This window comes from Psychrobacter faecalis (genome assembly GCF_016107575.1).
In the GTDB taxonomy this organism is placed as follows: domain Bacteria; phylum Pseudomonadota; class Gammaproteobacteria; order Pseudomonadales; family Moraxellaceae; genus Psychrobacter; species Psychrobacter faecalis.
Genome location: NZ_JABAST010000003.1, coordinates 16,657 through 32,345, shown reverse-complemented (window position 1 = coordinate 32,345; position 15,689 = coordinate 16,657). Strand labels below are relative to the sequence as shown.

Here is a 15,689-nt window from a genome sequence, read left to right as displayed (position 1 = left end):
ACGCACAAGGAAGCTTATTATTATGTCCACTTCTGCGACTACTGGCTATCAGCCAGCAACAGATTTTCACCCTATTAGCATTCAGTCATTTAAAGCTTACGATATCCGCGGCGAGCTTGGCGTCAATCTCGATGAAGCTATCGCCTACCGTATCGGCCGTGCCTTTGCCCAAATTTTATTCGAGCGTTATCACAGTGCCGATAATGAGGCTACCGCTGAACTAAAAGACTTAAAGCCAGCTATCGTCATCGGTAGCGATATCCGCCACTCCAGTGAGCAGTTAAAACAAGCAACCATCAAAGGTATGCTCGATGCGGGTGTCGGTGTGATTGATTTGGGTATGACAGGCACAGAAGAGGTTTACTTTGCGACCAGTTATTATCAGGCGTTGGGCGGTATCGAAGTAACGGCTAGCCACAATCCGATTAATTATAATGGCTTAAAATTGGTCAAAGAGTATTCCAAGCCGATTAGCGCCGATGATGGCTTGGCAGAGATTCAAGCGTTGGCAGAATCGGGGCAATTTAGTACGGATAATCAACAAGGCGCATTACAATTACTAACGGATAAAAGCGCTTATATCAATCATGTCATGACGTTTATTGATGTTGATAAATTAAAACCGCTAAAACTGGTTATCAACTCCGGCAATGGTAGCGCAGGTCCCGTCGTTGATTTATTAATCGACAAGTTAGCACAAGCTGGCGCGCCAATTGAAGTGCTTAAATTGCACCATACGCCTGATGGTAGCTTTCCAAATGGCATTCCCAATCCAATGATTGAGGCCAATCGAACCGCCACTCAGCAAGCGGTGCTGGAAAACAAAGCCGATCTTGGCATTGCCTTTGATGGCGATTTTGACCGCTGTTTTTTATTTGATGAATACGGCGAATTTATCGATGGTAGCTATGTCGTTGGCATGCTCGCGCAAGCGTTTTTAAATAAATATGCGGGCGAGTCAATCGTCTATGATCCGCGAGTGATTTATAACACCGAAGCCGTCATTGATGAGCATAACGGTAAGGCGGTTATTAGCAAGTCTGGGCACTCATTTATCAAGCAAGTGATGCGGGATTCTGGCGCGGTTTATGGCGGCGAAATGTCCGCTCACCATTATTTTCGCGATTTTTTCTACTGCGATAGCGGCATGATTCCGTGGCTTTTGACCATTGAGTTATTATCGATTACCGGTAAAACCTTATCAGAATTGGTCAGCGGTTATATTGCAGCCTATCCAAGCTCAGGCGAGCTAAATTTTCACCTGACCACTCATGATGCGCCAGCCATTATTAGCGCTATCGAAGAGAAGTTTAGCGCCGAAAATCCAACCAAATCGATGCTTGATGGCTTAAGTTTAAACTTTGGCAAATGGCGTTTTAACTTACGCGCTTCCAATACTGAACCATTAATTCGCTTAAATATTGAAAGTCGCGGTGATGAGAATTTATTACAAACCAAAACCCAAGAGATTCAGCAATGGCTTGCTAGTAAAGGGGCGGTGCCTGCTTAACTTAAGTAATCATAATGCTAAGTAAAGACATTCTGAACTTATGAGAACGAAAAAGCGCCGGTTAATTTTTATATTAATCGGCGCTTTTATTTAGATTCAGTTCATTAGCTGCTTGTCTGCTACGCTTATTTTACCCTTGTTAAAAAGCTTTATTTGGCGCGACCAATCCCTATATAGTCACCGACCAAATCATCAACCTGCGTTCGCGACAGCGCATTGCGCGCATCGAATATCGGCAGCGCCTGCTCATTAAGCCTAGCAACATCTAGCTTATTTTCTGACAACCAGCTGATAATAAAAATCGCCTGCGCTTCATTAAGCTTTTGGTACGGACTGGCGATCAGTTCCAGTAGCGATTGCTGTCCATAGAGCTCGGCAAGCTCGGTTTGGGCTTTATCACTATATACCAGCGTGCGGATATTATAAGACCAGAGTAGCGCTAACAACGGATGAATAGCCGACTCTGCTGTCCGTCCCGAGCCCGCTTTATAACTACCGCCCCAAATCACCACGGTTTTATGGTCGATAAATCCATCAAAATATTGCCAAAACTTACGAAATATCAGCTCTTTTTGGTCTTCATTGATATTAATGACTGCCTGTAGTAACGGCATAGCTAGACTCTTTTCTGTACTGGACTGCTGCAACTTAACCAACTCTGTCGGTAGTGTATTACCACCAAAGCCCCAGCCTGCTTGCAAGTAGCTACTGCCTACGCGCTCATCAAGTCCCATAATGTGACTGACTTGCTGGATATCGACCTGTTGACTATCCGCCAAGCGCGACATCTCATTCATAAAGCTCACCCTTGTGGCAAGCATCGCCATGATACTACTACGGGCAAACTCTATAGTAGCAATATCTGCTTGATGAAACGCGCGCGCCTGTTGCATCAAAGGCTGTAGCATCGTTAAATGATGGCGGCTATTTGGCGTTTTTTCACCCAGCAACAACAATGATGGATTTAGCATTGAGCTGTACGCATCGCCATCTTTTAAGAATACAAATGGCACATAATAAACCCAAGCGCGCTGCAACTGCTTGGACAATGCGTCAACCGCGCCCAGCTGTTTAATGCCACTCATAATAAGCGGTAAGGTTTGCTGATGACTGTGGTTAAAGGCGGTAATCCAGCTGTCTGCTTGCCATACTGAGCGAATGCTGTCTAAAAATAACCAATATAGCGCAACTTGTTTTCTCTCACTATTATCATCCGTCTTTTCATAGTGCTCTAGCAGCTTACTCGCAGTAGTGGGCAAAGCGTAGCTGACAATCTGCTGCTGCTGCACGTACATCTGCCATAGCGCTTGCAAATGATGCTCAAAACCATATTGTTGTAATTGCTGCGTCAATACCTCTTTATCAGTATAAAGATGCACCGTATGACCAAGACTTGCCAGTACCACCGCACTGGTAATGGCCTCAATACTGTGACCGACGAGGACGCAAACACTGGTGTTTTTAGCGGCTTGGTTAAATGAATGTGGTGCGGATTGGTCGTTATCTGTCTGTTGTTTATTTATAGCGGCAGCGCTCATAAGATTACCTTTTATATTGCAAAGTTGGCAGAGTGGATAAGTGGATAAGCCAGTCGCATGATGCCACTAGCTACTAGCCATAAGCCATTAAGACAACAGCTTAATATGCTGCAATAGCTGATTGGTAGAGGTGTCGAATTGCGCATCGCCGCCTTGCTGCATGGCGGTATGCACCGACTCTGCCATTTTCTTGCCCATCTCAACGCCCCATTGATCAAACGGATTGATATCCCAAATGCTGGCCATGACATAAACCTTGTGCTCATAAAGCGCTATCAGCTCCCCCAAACTATGCGGGGTCAGCTCATCAATAAGGAGCGTGGTTGACGGCTGATTACCACGGTAATATTTGTATTTATCGGCATCAGAAGCCGCTTCAATATCCTTATCAGCAATAGCAGCATTACCAAAAGCTAAAACCCGACTTTGCGCTAAACAGTTTGCCAAAGACAATTCATGCTGCTGCTGTAGCGATTCATTTGTCGCATCATCACTATAACGGCGCACGCAAGCGATAAAGTCACAAGAGACCTGCTGCGTTCCTTGATGCAGAAGCTGATAAAAAGCATGCTGCGCATTGGAGCCAATCTCGCCCCACAAAATTGGACACGTATCATAATCAAGGCGCGCGCCATGCTGCGTCACCGATTTGCCATTACTTTCCATCTCAAGCTGGGTCAAGTAGCTTGGCAAATACTCCAAACGCCCATCATAAGGCAGCACGGTATGCGCATTGACTTGTAAAAAGGTACTATTCCAAACGGCGAGCAAACCTAATAATACTGGCAAATTCTCAGAAAAGTCTGCTTGGGCGAAATGCTTATCCATATTATGTGCGCCGGCTAGCAGCTCTTTAAAACCATTCATGCCAATACGAATAGCGATAGCAAGTCCAATCGCCGACCACAATGAAAAACGGCCGCCAACCCATTCCCACAGCTGCAATTGATGCTCAGGGTGAATGCCCCATGCAGTCATTTTTTCACAGTTGGCCGATACGCCGATAAAATGACGGCGCAAGACGCTTTCTTCCGTGCCAGCGCGTAGCTTTGCCGTAGCGAGTAACCATGACAGTGCTGTCTTGGCATTGGATAGCGTGTCAACGGTGCCAAAAGATTTGGAGGAGATGATAAATAAAGTGGTTTCAGGATTTAGGTGCTTGAGCAAATTATCAAGCTGTGTGCCATCCATGTTAGAGACAAAATGCACCTCGATAGCAGTATCTGCCCATTCATCAAGCGCGGTGGTCGCCATCAGCGGGCCTAAATCTGAGCCGCCAACGCCAATATTAACCACATCAGTGATTGCTTTGCCAGAAAATCCGCGCCATGTGCCGTTGCGTACCCGCTCTGACAATCTTTCTACCTGCGCCAAGCTCTCATGTACATCAGCGGCGACATTTTGCGTGCCAACTTGCAGCTGTTCTGTAGCTGGCAAGCGTAGAGCGGTATGCAGCGCTGCTCGCTTTTCACTGGTATTAACCATCGCCCCTTGTAACAAGGCATCGATACGGCCTGACAACTCGCAACTATTCGCCAAATTTAATAAATTTTCTAGCACCGCATCATTAATACACTGCTTGCTATAATCCATATATAGCGCGCCCGCTTGCGTGCTAAAGCGAGACGTCCGCTCATTATCCTGCGCGAACAATGGGGCAAGCGCCCACGGCTGCTCCGCTAACTTGGCTAAATGCTGCCAATACTTAGAGTGGCGGGCACTTTTATAGCCCTTATTATTTCTCTCATCCATTAGCTATTTATCATCCCTTAACTGCTGCTCGGCAAAATAGATAAACGCTTGCATATACGAGCGCATATCGCCTGCGTCATAACTATCGCCGCGCATGGTCGTCACATTAACGCCATATTTGCTAATCAAGGCATCAATGGCATCAGTCAGTTGAATCTCGCCGCCAACCGACGCTCTAGTATTGGCCAGATAATCAAATATATGATTGCTAAATACATAACGACCGACAACGGCCAATTTTGAAGGGGCATCCGCTAAATTTGGCTTTTCGACAAAACCGGCAACTTTAAAGCTCGCGTTTTTATCAGCTTGCTCGATTTCATGCGCTTGATTAAATGCTTCGTCTAATTGGGCAATACCGTATTTATGCACATCTTCATCTGCTACGTTATTGACCAATATTTGCGAATGCGTGTCTTTAGCAAAGGCCTCAATCATAAACGCCAAATTATCAGTCGTTATATCGGTGGTAAATGGATCGAGCACCACATCTGGCAACAGTACAGCAAAGTCATGCTCACCGATGATTGGACGCGCCGCCAATACCGCGTGCCCCAACCCTAGCGGTTTGCCTTGGCGTATCATAGACACCGTTACATCTTCGGGTAACCAATTTAAGCTATCAGCTAACGCGCCTTTACCTTTAGTGCGCAATTGATTATCCAATTCAGCATTGATATCAAAGTAGTTTTCGATGGCGCTTTTTTGCGCATGACCGACCAAAACAATATGTTTGATACCCGCAGCAATGGCTTCTTCAACGACATAATGAATAGCGGGACGATTACCAAGTGGTAGCAGCTCTTTTGGCACTGATTTCGATAACGGCAGCATACGCGTACCAAAGCCTGCGACAGGAATAACAGCGTGAGTAATTTTTTTCATAATTTTTAGACTGTATTTAAAAGTGTGAAATAAGAAACATGCTTAATCAATGCTAAGCGCTATGATAGCCATTCGGGTTTTTACTCTGCCAACGCCACGTATCTTCACACATCTCAGTGATAGATAGTGTGGCATCCCAACCTAGCAAATCTTTGGCTTTATCGGCGCTGGCATAGCAGCTGGCAATATCTCCTGCGCGCCGAGCAGAAAACTGGTAAGGAATATTTTGGCCTGATACTTCAGAAAAAGCCGTGACCAATTCTAAAACAGACGTTCCTTTACCTGTTCCCAGATTAATGGGTAAAAAACCTATTGAGCTGTATTTATCTCGACCTACTTGTTTCTGTAAGTAGTTAAGCGCTGCTACATGACCTTGGGCAAGATCAGTGACATGGATAAAATCGCGTACCCCCGTCCCATCGACAGTAGAATAGTCATTACCAAAAATACTAAGTTTTTCAAGCTTGCCAACGGCGACTTGCGAAATATAAGGCATTAAATTATTAGGAATATCATTTGGATCTTCGCCAATTTGCCCAGATGGGTGCGCACCTACGGGATTGAAGTACCTAAGTGGAATAAGATTCCAGCCATCATCGGTTGCCGCTAAGTCCTCTAAAATATGCTCGACCATCAGTTTGCTCTGACCATGAGGATTGGTGCAAGAACGCTTTGATTCCTCATTGATAGGCAAGGATTCAGGATCTCCATAGACGGTCGCAGAAGATGAAAAAACCAAATTCTTAACATCGGCTTCTTTCATAACTTCCAATAAAGCAATGGTGCCACTGACATTATTATTATAATACAGCAATGGCTTGGCCACCGATTCTCCAACGGCTTTTAGTCCCGCAAAATGAATCACACCAAAGAACTGATGCTCGGCGAAGACCTGTTTAAGTAGATCAATATCACGAATATCGCCTTCAACAAACTCGATGGGTTGATCAATGAGCTTGGATACGCGCTCAATAGCTTCACGGCTACTATTAGACAAATTGTCGTAGACAACAATATCATAGCCTGCTTCCTGTAAAGCTATACAAGTGTGTGAGCCAATATATCCAGCGCCACCAGTTACCAATATCTTATTTTTCATAATTGCTACATTTTAATCAAAGGAAAGTTATTTTTAGAATAAAAAAAGACACCCCATTGTAGGAGTGCCTTTGTTTTTTTTCAACGATGTTTTGGTATTAGACTAGCTATTAATACCTAAATTACCAACCGGTAACTTCTTTTAACTTATCGCCAATTTTTGATGGATCGCGAGTATAAGCAATACCAGCGTCTTCAAAGGCTTTAAATTTCTCTTCAGCAGTACCTTGACCACCAGAGATAATCGCGCCAGCATGGCCCATACGTTTACCAGCAGGCGCAGTCACACCAGCGATATAACCAACAACTGGCTTAGTTACGTGCTCTTTGATATAAGCCGCCGCTTCTTCTTCAGCTGTACCACCAATCTCACCGATTAATACGATGGCTTCGGTTTGTGGATCGTCTTGGAACAGTTTTAGCGCATCGATTTGGTTCATACCTGGGATAGGGTCGCCGCCGATACCGATACAAGTAGACTGACCAAAGCCAAGCTTAGTGGTTTGGGCAACCGCTTCATAAGTCAACGTACCAGAGCGTGAGATGATACCCACTTTACCGGGCAAATGGATATGGCCTGGCATGATACCGATTTTGCACTGACCTGGAGTGATAACGCCTGGGCAGTTTGGACCAACCATACGTACATCGCCTGCTTCTTCGATATAACGCTTGGCTTTTAGCATATCGATAGTAGGTACGCCTTCAGTGATTACGACGATCAATTTTACGCCGGCATCGACTGCTTCAACGATAGAATCTAGTACAAATGGCGCTGGTACGTAGATAACTGAAGCGTCAGCTTGGGTCGCTTCCATCGCTTCTGCCATGGTATTAAAGACTGGCAAACCTAGATGCGTTTGACCGCCTTTACCTGGGGTTACGCCGCCGACTACTTTAGTGCCGTACTCAATTGCTTGTTCAGAGTGGAATGTACCGTTTTTACCAGTAAAACCTTGTACCAATACTTTGGTATCTTTATCAATTAATACACTCATTATGTTTTCCTTATTCGGTTGTCTTGCAATAGCAGTTTTCTCGCTCACTTATCGTTAAATGTTAACGATTTATGCTTTTACTAAAAACTGCCATCACGCTGTGACTATAATGCTTAAGCGTCTGGTTAAGCGAGTTATGAATAAAACAGCGCTTACCCTCACGACTTATATTAAAGGCTTATGCTTTAACCGCATCGACAATTTTTTGTGCCGCGTCTGCTAGGCCTTGAGCTGAAATAATTTTCACATCAGATTGCTCTAGTAGCTCAGCACCTTTTTCAGCGTTATTACCTTCTAGACGGACAACGACAGGTACTTTTACGTTCACTTCTTTAACTGCTTCGATAATCGCTTCGGCAATCATGTCACAACGTACGATACCGCCAAAGATGTTGATGAGAACGCCTTCAACACTGCTGTCTTCTAGAATGATTTTGAACGCTTCAACAACGCGATCTTTGGTTGCACCGCCGCCAACGTCCAAGAAGTTAGCAGGTTTGCCGCCGTACAATTTGATGATGTCCATGGTCGCCATCGCAAGACCAGCACCGTTGACCATACAACCGATGTTACCTTCTAAGGCAACATAGTTTAGGTCAAACTCAGCGGCTTTAAGCTCGCGCTCGTTTTCTTGCGTTTTATCTTGTAAGGCTGCAATTTTAGGCAGGCGATATAAAGCGTTTGAATCGATACCGATTTTGCCATCAACACAAACGATTTCGCCATTTTCGCGAACCGCTAATGGGTTGATTTCTAATAATGCAAAATCATTGTCAACGAATGCTTGATAAGCGCCGCTCATCAATTTTACAAACTGGTTGATTTGCTTGCCTTCAAGACCCAGTTTAAATGCCACTTCACGTGCTTGGTAAGGCATTAGACCAACTAATGGATCAACGCTTACTTTAAAGATTTTTTCTGGAGTTTCGCTTGCGACTTCTTCGATATCAACGCCGCCTTCGGTTGATGCCATAAAAGTTACGCGACGCGTAGAACGATCAACAACTGCGCCAAGATATAACTCAGTTTGTACTGGGTACATATCCTCTGCAACCAAAACAAAGTTTACGGGTTGGCCTTCTGCGTCAGTCTGGAATGTAACCAGATTGGTACCGATAAGCTCTTCAGCAACTTGCTTTGCTTCTTCGCGAGTTTTAACGAGCTTCACACCGCCCGCTTTACCACGGCCACCAGCATGAACCTGCGCTTTAATAACCGCAATATCAGTAGGCGTTTTATCAAAAGCAGCAGCAGCTTCGTCGCCATTATGGGCGATGATGCCTTCTTGAATGGGCAAACCGTAGCTTTTCAATAGCTCTTTTGCTTGATACTCATGTAAATTCATTGATTGTATCCTTTATTTTTTACAATTAATAAAAAGTGAAAACAAGTGCAAGGCAGAATAATGCTGCCACACTTATGATGGCGGCGACCGTTATCATAATAGTGATAGCGGCCGCACCATCCGGTTAAACTTGATATTTACTCAAATGCTTTCATTTTAAGCAAGTTAATCTTAAGCAATTTAATCTCAAAAACTACTTACGTTTTTTACGCTGAATGGCATGAATCGCACGGCCATCTGCTGATAAAGCAGCTTCATGAACCGCTTCAGAAATGGTTGGATGCGCAAATGTCATCAACTGCAAATCTTCGATACTAGATACAAATTCCATCGCAATCATACCTTGATGGACAATATCGCCCGCACCAGCAGAAATGGCATGCATACCTAACAAACGATCTGTTTTGGCATCAGCAACAACTTTGATAGAGCCTTGTGCTTCACTTTGGGCAAGTGCACGGCCGTTCGCTGCTAGGTTAAATGAACCAGTTTTGACTTCATAACCCGCTTCAGTCGCTTCTTGCTCGGTCAAACCAACCCATGCAATTTCTGGATGGGTATAAATGACGTTGATAATGGTGTCATAGTTAACTTGTGCTTTTTCGCCATGAATGCGCTCAACCGCCATCATGCCTTCTTCCATGGCTTTATGCGCAAGCATAGGGCCACGAACCAAGTCACCGATTGCATAAACGCCGTCAAGGTTGGTTTTACATTGGTCATCGACATCGATAAGACCGCGTTCAGTCAACGTGATACCGCTGTCTGCGCCCAATAGTTTTTCAGAGTAAGCACGGCGACCGACACAAACGATCAGTTTATCAAAGCTTTCATCCGAGGCTTCGCCTTTTGCTTCGCTGGTCACGACAACTTGATCGCCTTTCACTTCAGCATTGGTTACTTTGGTATCAACACGGATATCAAGACCTTGCTTTTTCAGCATTTTACCCGCTTCTTTAGCGATGTCTTTGTCAGCCGCTGCTAGGAAGCTTGGTAGCGCTTCATAGACAACCACTTCCGCGCCCAAGCGGCGCCATACTGAACCTAGCTCAAGACCAATTACGCCTGCGCCAATGACGCCTAAACGCTTTGGTACTTCGGTGAAATCAAGCGCGCCAGTAGAATCAACAATACGGTCGCCATCAGTTTTTGCCACAGGAATATCGATAGGCACCGAACCTGCTGCAAGAATGACGTTTTTGGCGGTAATAGTCGTTTCACTTTCGTCTTCTAGGGCAGTAAATTTAACTTTTTTATCCGCACCTTTACCATCTTCTAACGTGCCCCAGCCTTGTAGCCAGTCAACGCCATTGCCTTTTAGCAATGCCGCCACGCCGCCCGTCAATTGCTTAACAATGGCTTCTTTACGGCCAATCATTTGCTCGATATCGATAGCAACGTCACCGGTGCTGATACCATGTTCAGCAAGGTCATGTTTGGTTGCTTCATAACGATGTGATGAATCAAGTAAGGCTTTTGATGGGATACAACCGACGTTTAAGCAAGTACCACCCAGTGCTGGCTCACCTTTATAAACGCGTTTTTCGATACAAGCCACGCTCATACCCAATTGACCTGCGCGAATAGCGGCTTCGTAACCACCAGGACCGCCGCCGATGACGACTAAATCATAATTGTCTTTCATAGTACGTTCCTATTTTTAATTTGGTTCTAATTTATTTCTAGATTTTTTTCTGATTTTATGATGATTTAAATGACTGGTTGGCCTACTGAATGATAAATGACGATTTTTCCGTCGTTAATACACCACAAAAAAAGTCGCATTTATTTGACAATAAACCACAATCTCCTCGTCCAAAGTGAAAAAGCTTGTATCAGTGGTTACCGATACAAGCTTAAAAGCTTACAGGTCTAGGAGTAGCATGGTTGGATCTTCGACCAACTCTTTGATAGTAACTAAGAACTGTACCGCTTCTTTGCCGTCAATCATACGGTGATCATATGATAGTGCTAGGTACATCATTGGTAAAATTTCAACTTTACCGTCGACTGCCATTGGGCGATCGTTGATAGCGTGCATACCTAAGATAGCAGTTTGTGGTGGATTCAAGATAGGCGTTGACATGAGTGAACCAAAGACGCCGCCGTTTGAAATGGTGAACGTACCGCCAGTCATGTCATCAAGACCAAGTTTACCTTGTTGTGCTTTACCACCAAACTCACGAATCTTAGCCTCAACATCAGACATACTCATGCGGTCGGTATCACGCAATACAGGAACGACCAAACCACGATCTGAAGATACGGCAACACCGATATCATAGTAGCCGTGATAAACGATGTCATCGCCGTCTAGTGACGCGTTAACCGCTGGGAAGCGTTTTAGTGCTTCAGTCGCCGCTTTAATAAACAATGACATAAAGCCTAGACGTACGCCATGGCGCTTTTCAAATTGCTCTTTATACTTAGCACGCATATCCATCAACGGTTTCATGTTGACTTCGTTAAACGTGGTTAGCATCGCTGTTTCTTGTGAGGCAGCCAGTAGACGGTTAGCAACTGTCTTACGTAGACGCGTCATTGGTACGCGTTTTTCAGTACGCTCACCGGTTGATTCAGCAACTGGACGACCGCTATCAGATTTGATAGAGCTATCAGCTTTTAGCGTTGGGTTTGCCATGTCGGTTTTGGTTACACGACCACCGCGACCACTGCCTTCGACATTTTTAGGATCAACGCCAGATTCTTTCGCCGCTTTTCGTACCGCAGGGCTTTGGTCTTTATGATCCGCTTCGTCTTTTTTATCTGTCGCTTGGACTGGCTCACCGCCATCGGTAGCTTGTTTCGGCTGTACTGGCGCTGCTGGTTGATCTGGGTCAACTGCAGGCTCATCAGCACTATCGCTGCTACCACCAGCAGAACTACCGCTAGCACCAGCTTCAAACTCGGCGATTAGCTCGTCTGACAAAATCGTATCGTCAACTTGCTTAACGATTTTGGTAACCACACCGTTATCAGGTGCAACCACTTCTAATACCACTTTATCAGTTTCAATTTCAGCCAATAAGTCGTCGCGGCTAACTTCTTGACCTTCAGTGACATGCCATTCCACGAGGGTGCCATCGGCAACCGATTCTGGAAAAACGGGGGCTTTAATTTCAGCCATCGATATACTCCTTAGATATTGATATTACTCTTTATTATTAAGTCGTGATAGGCAGTCAATACCATTCTCAATCGTCTTACTTTAATGGTAATAGCGGTACGGACTGTTATCGCCTGATTCGTGTATCTTATATAATCTGTTGCTTAAGCCAACTACTATTTAGATAGCTCATCCACACTGATGCCAAGACCACCAGCAATGAGTGCTTGCTGCTGCTGAACATGTAGTTTTGGAGATCCTGTCGCTGGCGCCGCACTAGCAGGACGTGCGACCGGCTCCATGACTTTTGCCTTGGTTGGATGCGGCACAACAATGCGGAACATATGCGGCGCTAGATAGTACCAAGCACCTTGGTTAAGTGGCTCTTCTTGCGTCCAAACAATCTCAGCTAAGTTACTATATTTTTCAATCTCAGCAATCAAACGCTCTTCTGGTAATGGGTATAGCTGCTCAATACGCACAATCGCTACATGATCTAAACCTAGCGCACGGCGTTGTTCTAATAAGTCATAGTAAACTTTACCGCCGCACAGCACCATACGCGTTACGTTGTCGGCATTTTGCTGATCGATCTCTGGCAATACTGTCTCAAACTTGCCGTTCGCCAGCTCTTCAAGAGTTGAAGTTGCCAATTTGTGACGTAGTAAACTCTTCGGTGACATGACGATTAATGGCTTACGAATCGGACGTACCGCTTGACGACGTAGGGCATGATAGATTTGCGCTGGGGTCGTTGGCGTAATCACTTGCATGTTGTCTTCAGCACATAACTGCAAGAAGCGCTCTAGGCGAGCAGATGAATGCTCAGGACCTTGACCTTCAAAGCCATGTGGTAATAACATCGTTAGACCACAAACGCGCTGCCACTTAGTCTCACCACTTGAGATAAACTGGTCAATCACCACTTGTGCACCGTTCACAAAGTCACCAAACTGTGCTTCCCAAACGATTAGCGCATTAGGAACTGTGGTCGCATATCCATATTCGAAGGCTAGTACCGCTTCTTCTGATAACAATGAGTTGTAAGTAGCAAAGCGCGCTTGCGTCTCACTGATATGTGAAAGAGGCACATACATGCTGCCGTCATTGACGTTATAGATTTCACTGTGGCGATGCGAGAACGTACCACGGCCCACATCTTCACCAGTAATACGTACCAAGACATTGTCATGGTCAACCAATGATGCATAGGCTAGTGTTTCAGCGGCGCCCCAGTTAAGTGGCTCTTCGCCAGTTTGCATAGCTAGGCGCTGTTCGACCATTTTTTGTACTTGGCGTTGTAGCTTGTAACCTTCTGGCATTTCTGCCATACGGCGACCATAGCCTTTTAGCACTTCGATATCGACGCTGGTATCCCAATCGTCAACCAAATCATGACCTAAGTAAGGTTTCCAATCAACGAAGAGCTCTTCGTTAGGCTGACTCACTAGAGAGCTGGCAACGTATTCACCGCGGTCTAACGACTCACGATATTCATCTTCGTACTGCTGAGCTTCACTCTCGCTCAACACGCCGGCTTTGATCAGTTGCTGTGCGTAGATAGTGCGAGTGGTTGGTAATTTCTTAATCACTGCGTACATTAATGGCTGAGTCGCTGATGGTTCATCGGCTTCGTTATGACCGTTACGGCGATAACAAAATAAGTCAATAATGATGTCTTTATCAAACTCATGACGGTAATCTAATGCCAATTGCGCCGCGAAAACCACTGATTCAGGATCATCACCGTTTACGTGCAAGATAGGCGCGTGCACCATTTTGGCAACATCAGTACAATATTCAGTCGAGCGTGCATCTTCTTGACGACTGGTGGTAAAACCAACTTGGTTATTAATAACAATATGTACTGTACCGCCCGTGGTATAAGCGCGGGTTTGTGACATTTGAAAAGTTTCTTGCACCACACCTTGGCCTGCAAATGCCGCATCGCCATGAATAACGATCGGTAGTACAGAGTTGCCTGTTTTGTTATCTTGTAGTGGTTGGTCATTACGGCGAACTTGACGCGCGCGTACCGAACCTTGCAATACTGGTGCGACAATCTCAAGGTGCGATGGGTTAAACGCCAATGCCAAATGCGCCTCACCGCCCGGTGTCATCACGTTCGATGAAAAACCATTATGATATTTAACGTCACCTGAGCCTTTTTCTGGCTGCACTTTACCATCGAACTCATCAAACAAATCGGCAGGGTTTTTACCCAAAATATTAACCAACAAGTTTAAACGACCACGGTGAGCCATACCGATAACCATCTCTTTAGTACCATAACCGCCAGCACGTTGGATGATTTCATTGATAGCAGGAATAAAGCTCTCACCACCTTCTAGACCAAAACGCTTAACACCCGTATATTTACGAGCCAAATATTTTTCTAAGCCTTCGGCAGCGGTTAAACGCTCAAGGATTGAGAGACGTTTTTCTTTATCAAACTCGATATAACCCAGATTGGTTTCTAGGTATTTTTCCATCCAGCGTTTTTCGGTGCTGGTGGTCACGTGCATATATTCCGTACCGATATAACGGCAGTAGACGCGCTCCATGATCTCAATGATTTCACGTAGCGTCGCTTCATCCTTACCAATATTTAAATCATTGGTTGGGAATACGGTATCAAGGTCGGCTTCAGAAAGATTGTGATAGGCAAGGGTTAAATCTTCCACTTCTGCACGTGGATGCAAATCTAACGGATCAAGCTTAGCACGGCGATGACCACGGCGACGATAGGCTGAAATCAGCTGCTGCACGCCCATTTGCTTTGGGTCAGCACAGTTTGAATTACCAACTGTTGAAGCTGATGCTTCAGTGCTTACTTTGTTCGCCGTTTGATTGCGCGCAAGCAACAAAAACTGATCTTTAATAGCATTGTGCTTGGCATCGTTTGGCGTTTTGTATTGTTCAAAATACGCTTGCCAATCGTTATCAACGCTACTAGGATCATCTAGATATTGCTCATAGAGCGCTTCGATATATTGAGCATTGTCGGCAGCCAGTTCAGTATGATCTAGGCTCGCAGTTTCTTTAGTTATACTATTCATAATAATCGTCTATTTGATAGATAAATGAATGGAATCGTGCTTATTATTGTGTTGTTCGTTATAGGTTAGCGACATCAATCGTCGCTTTTTACCATTAAAACTTGTCTTAACATTATCTTTTTATTAACCATATCTACAAGTTACCGCTCTTGGTCAATAAAAAACATCCTACCCAAGCTATCTCGTTATAAAAAAGATAATTGCAATACCATGCTTACTATTAAAATTATTTGTGAACGGTCGGTTTTCTTTAGTGGCTCGTTTGACAACATTAATTTATATATAATGCTTGCAGCTATAACCAAATTGTTAATAGCATGGTTTTACTCAAAAAATTTTGTCTTCAGTTAGCCTTTTAATTGGCTATTTCCGCTGAAGTGTCTTGCTATGGTAGAAAT

Annotated in this window: 10 protein-coding genes; 1 reads left to right on the top strand and 9 read right to left on the bottom strand. The window is 44.7% G+C overall.

Going from position 1 to position 15,689, the window contains the following annotated elements; genetic code table 11:
• Nucleotides 1-22 precede the first annotated feature (22 nt).
• A complete protein-coding gene (locus JFC07_RS01710; protein ID WP_227678261.1) occupies nt 23-1,510 on the top strand; it encodes a phosphohexomutase domain-containing protein in 1,488 nt (495 codons plus the stop codon).
• Between the two features lie 149 nt (nt 1,511-1,659).
• Here JFC07_RS01710 and JFC07_RS01705 read toward each other — a convergent pair whose 3' ends face one another.
• From JFC07_RS01705 to JFC07_RS01665, 9 genes are all read right to left on the bottom strand, one after another.
• Complete coding sequence (locus tag JFC07_RS01705; RefSeq protein WP_193029924.1) at nt 1,660-3,048, bottom strand: UDP-glucose/GDP-mannose dehydrogenase family protein; 1,389 nt, start codon at nt 3,046-3,048, stop codon at nt 1,660-1,662.
• Nucleotides 3,049-3,135: 87 nt separating this feature from the next.
• Nucleotides 3,136-4,800 (bottom strand): glucose-6-phosphate isomerase, encoded by a 1,665-nt coding sequence (pgi, locus tag JFC07_RS01700; protein ID WP_068407819.1) that lies wholly within the window; start codon nt 4,798-4,800, stop codon nt 3,136-3,138.
• A gap of 3 nt (nt 4,801-4,803) precedes the next feature.
• A complete protein-coding gene (locus JFC07_RS01695) occupies nt 4,804-5,685 on the bottom strand; it encodes a UTP--glucose-1-phosphate uridylyltransferase (protein ID WP_068407821.1) in 882 nt (293 codons plus the stop codon).
• A gap of 52 nt (nt 5,686-5,737) precedes the next feature.
• Nucleotides 5,738-6,784, bottom strand: a complete 1,047-nt coding sequence (gene galE, locus JFC07_RS01690) for a UDP-glucose 4-epimerase GalE (protein WP_198327942.1) — start codon at nt 6,782-6,784, stop codon at nt 5,738-5,740.
• Nucleotides 6,785-6,905: 121 nt separating this feature from the next.
• Nucleotides 6,906-7,781 carry a succinate--CoA ligase subunit alpha gene (gene sucD / locus JFC07_RS01685; RefSeq protein ID WP_068407825.1) on the bottom strand — a complete coding sequence of 292 codons (876 nt, stop codon included), beginning with the start codon at nt 7,779-7,781 and terminating at the stop codon, nt 6,906-6,908.
• Between the two features lie 178 nt (nt 7,782-7,959).
• Nucleotides 7,960-9,126, bottom strand: a complete 1,167-nt coding sequence (sucC, locus tag JFC07_RS01680) for an ADP-forming succinate--CoA ligase subunit beta (RefSeq protein WP_068407827.1) — start codon at nt 9,124-9,126, stop codon at nt 7,960-7,962.
• Between the two features lie 193 nt (nt 9,127-9,319).
• Nucleotides 9,320-10,771 carry a dihydrolipoyl dehydrogenase gene (gene lpdA / locus JFC07_RS01675; protein ID WP_068407828.1) on the bottom strand — a complete coding sequence of 484 codons (1,452 nt, stop codon included), beginning with the start codon at nt 10,769-10,771 and terminating at the stop codon, nt 9,320-9,322.
• Between the two features lie 219 nt (nt 10,772-10,990).
• Nucleotides 10,991-12,253 carry a 2-oxoglutarate dehydrogenase complex dihydrolipoyllysine-residue succinyltransferase gene (gene odhB / locus JFC07_RS01670; RefSeq protein ID WP_068407829.1) on the bottom strand — a complete coding sequence of 421 codons (1,263 nt, stop codon included), beginning with the start codon at nt 12,251-12,253 and terminating at the stop codon, nt 10,991-10,993.
• 155 nt (nt 12,254-12,408) lie between these two features.
• Nucleotides 12,409-15,291 (bottom strand): 2-oxoglutarate dehydrogenase E1 component, encoded by a 2,883-nt coding sequence (locus JFC07_RS01665; protein WP_068407832.1) that lies wholly within the window; start codon nt 15,289-15,291, stop codon nt 12,409-12,411.
• Between the last annotated feature and the right edge of the window lie 398 nt (nt 15,292-15,689).